This window comes from Lentilactobacillus hilgardii DSM 20176 = ATCC 8290 (genome assembly GCF_000159315.1).
Taxonomy (GTDB): Bacteria; Bacillota; Bacilli; order Lactobacillales; family Lactobacillaceae; genus Lentilactobacillus; species Lentilactobacillus hilgardii.
Genome location: NZ_GG670086.1, coordinates 1 through 236 on the forward strand (window position 1 = coordinate 1; position 236 = coordinate 236).

At 64.0% G+C, this 236-nt stretch carries 1 protein-coding gene; it reads left to right on the forward strand.

All coding sequences use genetic code 11. The annotated features are described in order from the left end of the window. Positions 1 to 2: 2 nt before the first annotated feature. A partial coding sequence (locus HMPREF0519_RS12975) for an FUSC family protein (protein WP_191976500.1) occupies positions 3 to 236 on the forward strand: 234 nt, incomplete at its 3' end.

The window sequence follows — 236 nt, forward strand, 5'->3', positions numbered from 1 at the left end:
CGATGGTGGCCTCGGTAGTGGCCGGCGTGTACCTGTTCGGCGTGTTCCCGGCGGTACACGACTTCGGCCTGCTGGCATTGGTACTGGCGGTGGTGTTCCTGCCACTGGGCCTGATGCTGCACCACCCGAAGAGCGCGCTGTTCGCGCTGCCGCTGACAGTGAACCTGGCTGCGCTGCTGAGCTTGCAGAACACCTACAGCGCCAACATCCAGACCTTCCTCAACTCGTCCATCGCG